Source organism: Lacinutrix sp. (genome assembly GCF_023299985.1).
Lineage (GTDB): Bacteria > Bacteroidota > Bacteroidia > Flavobacteriales > Flavobacteriaceae > Lacinutrix.
On the sequence record NZ_JALZVX010000081.1, the window covers coordinates 1 to 4,543 of the forward strand.

4 protein-coding genes are annotated in these 4,543 nt (G+C 32.1%); 1 reads left to right on the forward strand and 3 read right to left on the reverse strand.

Features of this window, described 5'->3' with window-relative positions; all coding sequences use genetic code 11:
* The first annotated feature begins 178 nt into the window (after positions 1 to 178).
* Positions 179 to 1,864, forward strand: a complete 1,686-nt coding sequence (locus Q0C58_RS04215; protein WP_290697956.1) for an ABC transporter ATP-binding protein — start codon at positions 179 to 181, stop codon at positions 1,862 to 1,864.
* A gap of 276 nt (positions 1,865 to 2,140) precedes the next feature.
* Here Q0C58_RS04215 and Q0C58_RS04220 read toward each other — a convergent pair whose 3' ends face one another.
* From Q0C58_RS04220 to Q0C58_RS04230, 3 genes are all read right to left on the reverse strand, one after another.
* Complete coding sequence (locus Q0C58_RS04220) at positions 2,141 to 2,767, reverse strand: hypothetical protein (protein ID WP_290697959.1); 627 nt, start codon at positions 2,765 to 2,767, stop codon at positions 2,141 to 2,143.
* A 14-nt stretch (positions 2,768 to 2,781) separates the two neighbouring features.
* The gene (locus Q0C58_RS04225; RefSeq protein WP_290697963.1) at positions 2,782 to 3,435 is read right to left on the reverse strand and encodes a CoA transferase subunit B; all 654 of its coding nucleotides are present in this window, start codon (positions 3,433 to 3,435) and stop codon (positions 2,782 to 2,784) included.
* An 87-nt stretch (positions 3,436 to 3,522) separates the two neighbouring features.
* Positions 3,523 to 4,224: a CoA transferase subunit A gene (locus Q0C58_RS04230; protein WP_290697965.1), complete on the reverse strand. Its 702-nt coding sequence runs from the start codon at positions 4,222 to 4,224 to the stop codon at positions 3,523 to 3,525.
* Between the last annotated feature and the right edge of the window lie 319 nt (positions 4,225 to 4,543).

Sequence of the window (4,543 nt, forward strand, 5' to 3'; positions counted from 1 at the left end):
TCCTCTTTAAAGTGAGTACGGCAGGATTATTCGCTATCAAATTCTGATGTAAAACTGAAAATATTTATAACTGTATTTTTTTATTAAGATAATGAAAAACTGTTAAATTTTTAACATTTAGCATTGGTTACTGTTTTTACCGTAATTTTTTCACCTATAATTCCTACATTTACTTAATATGAGTTATTTATTGTCCATAAAAAATTTATCAATTTCCTTTTTTTCCAACGGAAAGGAAAACGAAATCATTCATAATATTTCTTATTATTTAAAAAGAAACGAAATATTAGGTATCGTTGGTGAGTCTGGCTCTGGAAAATCGGTTTCTTCTTTAGCTATTTTAGGACTGCTTCCAAAGAAGATTTCAAAAATTACTTCTGGTAGTATTATTTTTGAAGCTAATGATTTAACAAAAATTTCCTCAAAAGCTTTTCAGCAAATAAGAGGTAAAAAAATCGCTATGATTTTTCAAGAACCCATGAGTTCTTTAAACCCATCTACTATTTGTGGAAAACAAGTAGAAGAAATACTGTTTCAGCATACTAAATTATCTAAAAAAGAAGTGAAAGCAGAAACGCTCTTGCTTTTTGAAAAGGTAAAATTACCAGATCCAAAACGCGTATACACTTCTTATCCTCATGAAATTTCTGGAGGACAAAAACAACGTGTCATGATTGCAATGGCTATTGCGTGTAAACCACAAATATTAATTGCAGACGAACCAACAACAGCTTTAGATGTTACGGTTCAAAATGATATTATTAACTTGTTAAAAGAATTACAGGCCGAAACAAAAATGAGTGTTATTTTTATTACTCACGATTTATCCTTGATTTCGCAAATTGCTAATCGCGTACTCGTAATGTATAAAGGTAATATTGTTGAGCAAAATACGGTTGAAGCTATTTTTAAAGCTCCAGAACATAATTACACTAAAGCGTTAATAAACGCTAGACCATCTTTAAACATAAGACTTAAAAGATTGCCAACTATTACAGATGTAATGAATAATACTGTTGATAAATCTATTATTACTTCTGAAATGAGGGCAATTCAACATAAAAAAATATATAGTAAAGCACCATTATTAGAAGTTATCAATCTTGAAAAGGAGTACATTTCTAAATCTGGCTTGTTTTCTAAATCTGAAAATTTTAAGGCTGTAGATAACGTAAGTTTTAAACTTTATGAAGGTGAAACTTTAGGCTTGGTTGGAGAATCTGGCTGTGGAAAATCTACATTAGGAAACGCTATTTTACTTTTAAACAGACCAACAGCCGGAACTATACTATTTAAGGGAAAGGATATCACACAATTATCTAACTCGAAAGTAAAAGCACTTAGAAAAGACATTCAAATAATATTTCAAGACCCTTATTCCTCTTTAAATCCAAGATTAACTGTTGGGCAGTCTATTATAGAACCTATGGAAGTTCATAATTTATTTTCCAGTGCTACCGAAAGACAAGAAAAAGCAATAGAAATTTTAGAACGTGTAGGTTTAGAGGCTTCACACTTTAACAGGTATCCACACGAATTTTCTGGAGGTCAACGCCAACGTATAGGTATTGCAAGAACTGTTGCATTACAACCTAAATTAATTGTTTGTGATGAGTCAGTTTCCGCTTTAGATATTTCTGTACAAGCGCAAGTGCTGAATTTATTAAATGAATTGAAAGAGAACTTTGGATTTACCTATATTTTTATTTCACATGATCTTGCTGTAGTTAAATATATGAGCGATCAACTGTTAGTAATGCACAAAGGAAAAATTGAAGAGTTAGATGATGCTGATGTAATTTACAATTCGCCTAAAAAAGAATACACAAAAAAACTAATAGATGCTATCCCAAAGGGATTATAGCATAAATACTTTTTTAGTTAAATACATCATGTTTCTAAAAAGTTTAAATGTATTCTTAATCTTTTGGTATTGCTTTAATAAAAAATAAATCTGAATTCATAGGTAGGTGTTTATGATAGATTTGGGTTAAACATAACAAAGCATTAAGCTAATGGTACATTTTAGGTTATAAAAAATTAATAGGTTTGGGATTGCTAATATATGTTAGGTTTTACAATAATCAGTTTAAAAGCGTTATTATTCGATGAAATGCATAAATATTTAACATTTAAAGCCTTATTTACTCTTTTTAGCGCGCTTTGTAGTTAATACAGATTGTGTTGGATAATAACTTCTTCCATAATTACTACGTCTGTCTTCTCCTAACCGTTTTGCTACTTGATTCGTCATTTTTATTACAAAAACTTCTTCTGCGTTTGGGAAAGATAGATCGTGACCATCTGCATCTATTTTTTCTCCTTTAGACGTGTGATCTTGTTTACGTTTGTGGTAATCTTCGGGATCAAAAATCTCGTTATAACAATGAATCAATTCGTGAGACAGCAGAGAGACTGGAGAATTATAGCCTTTATTTCTACGAAACCAGCTTTTTTTATGGTTTTTTCTAAACACAACTCCATGCGTATCATAAAACAAAACAGTATTATGCGATGGACTGTATGCGTTTTTTTGTCCAGGCATAATTGTAATATTGTTTTCTGTGTCTGCTACTAAAACATCTATTATATCTATAGTTTTAGGTATCCCATTATCTATAAAGCTAATGGTAAGCGCACTGCTTTTAACAAGAAAGTCAAGAGCTTTAGTTGTGTTTCTTAGGAAACGGTCTTCTATTGTATTGTAATCTCTATTTTCTTGATACAGATAATTTACAAAAGTGTTTTTAAGTGTTCTAATTCGCATTGTTCAATTTATTTCTATAAACTCATCTCTGGAATATCACCTTCAACAATAAGCGTTCCTTCTGTTGCCTTTTTAATGGCTTCAACAGAAACTCCAGGAGCACGTTCTAACAATTTAAAGCCTTTATCTGTAACTTCTAAAACCGCTAAATTGGTTACTATCTTTTTAACACAACCAACACCTGTTAGTGGTAAACTGCATTTTTTAAGTATTTTAGATTCGCCTCTTTTGTTAGTATGCATCATGGCAACAATAATATTTTCTGCACTTGCAACTAAATCCATGGCTCCACCCATTCCTTTTACCATTTTTCCTGGTATTTTCCAATTGGCAATGTCTCCATTTTGTGCTACTTCCATAGCTCCTAAAATGGTTAAATCTACGTGTTGTCCTCTAATCATTGCAAAACTTGTAGCACTATCAAAAAAACTTGCTCCTGGTAATGTGGTAATGGTTTGTTTTCCTGCGTTAATAATGTCTGCATCTTCTTCGCCTTCAAAAGGAAATGGTCCCATTCCTAATACTCCATTTTCACTTTGAAACTCAACTTCTATATCATCGCGTACGTAGTTTGCTACTAATGTTGGAATTCCAATTCCTAAATTTACATAGTAACCATCTTGTACTTCTTTTGCTATACGTTTAGCTATTCCTGTTTTGTCTAACATAATTTTAGTTTTGTCATTCCTGCGAAAGCAGGAATCTATTTTAAACCTTTCTTAATTTGTGGATTCCTGCCTACGCAGGAACGACAATTATTCTCTTGTTCTAACTGTTCTCTGTTCAATACGTTTCTCGTACTTTTCACCTTGAAAAATACGTTGTACAAAAATACCAGGAATATGAATTTGATTAGGATCTAATGCGCCAACTGGCACTAATTCTTCAACCTCAGCAACTGTTATTTTTGCAGCTCCAGCCATACACGGATTAAAATTTCGTGCTGTTCCTTTAAATACTAAATTTCCAGCAGCATCTCCTTTCCAAGCTTTTACAAAAGCAAAATCTGCTTTAAAAGCATGTTCTAAAACATACATTTTACCATCAAATTCTCTGGTTTCTTTACCTTCAGCTACTTCTGTTCCATAACCAGCTGGTGTGTAAATTGCAGGAAATCCTGCTTGTGCAGCACGACAACGTTCGGCTAAAGTACCTTGTGGTATTAACTCTACATCTAATTCTCCAGATAGCATTTGGCGCTCAAACTCGTCGTTCTCACCAACGTAAGACGATACCATTTTGTCTATTTGTTTTTGGTGTAGTAATAAACCCAAACCAAAGTCGTCCACTCCTGCATTGTTTGAAATACAAGTTAAACCGTTTACACCACTTTTAACCAAAGCAGCAATTGCATTTTCTGGTATTCCAGAAAGTCCAAAACCACCTAACATAAACGTCATGTTATTACTTATGCCTTTAACAGCTTCGGTTACACCGTTTACTTTTTTATTAATCATAATTATAGTTTCTTTTGTGGTTTAAATTTATGAAATAAAAAGGGTAGAATGATCTTTTGGGCAAATTTTTGTGAAAAACAAAAAACAGGCTATCACTACTCAATCTTTTTTTTAATAAAAAAGGATTTCAAACAGACCGTTCTATCCTTTTCGCAGAGAGCATTACAATTTATAAGCCACTTTAAACATGATTATTCTTGGTAAAATAAAAGTTTGACTGTCGCTTATTAAAAAGTCGCTAAAACTATTGTCTTGTTTAAATTTGGTATCAAAAATATTGGTTGCATTAATCTCGAATCCCCAAGGACTATCTTCTTTT

Coding starts and splice junctions, on each gene's coding strand:
- Q0C58_RS04215 (WP_290697956.1), top strand. CDS start 179: ATGAGTTATTTATTGTCCATAAAAAATTTATCAATTTCCTTTTTTTCC.
- Q0C58_RS04225 (WP_290697963.1), bottom strand. CDS start 3,435: ATGTTAGACAAAACAGGAATAGCTAAACGTATAGCAAAAGAAGTACAA.
- Q0C58_RS04220 (WP_290697959.1), bottom strand. CDS start 2,767: ATGCGAATTAGAACACTTAAAAACACTTTTGTAAATTATCTGTATCAA.
- Q0C58_RS04230 (WP_290697965.1), bottom strand. CDS start 4,224: ATGATTAATAAAAAAGTAAACGGTGTAACCGAAGCTGTTAAAGGCATA.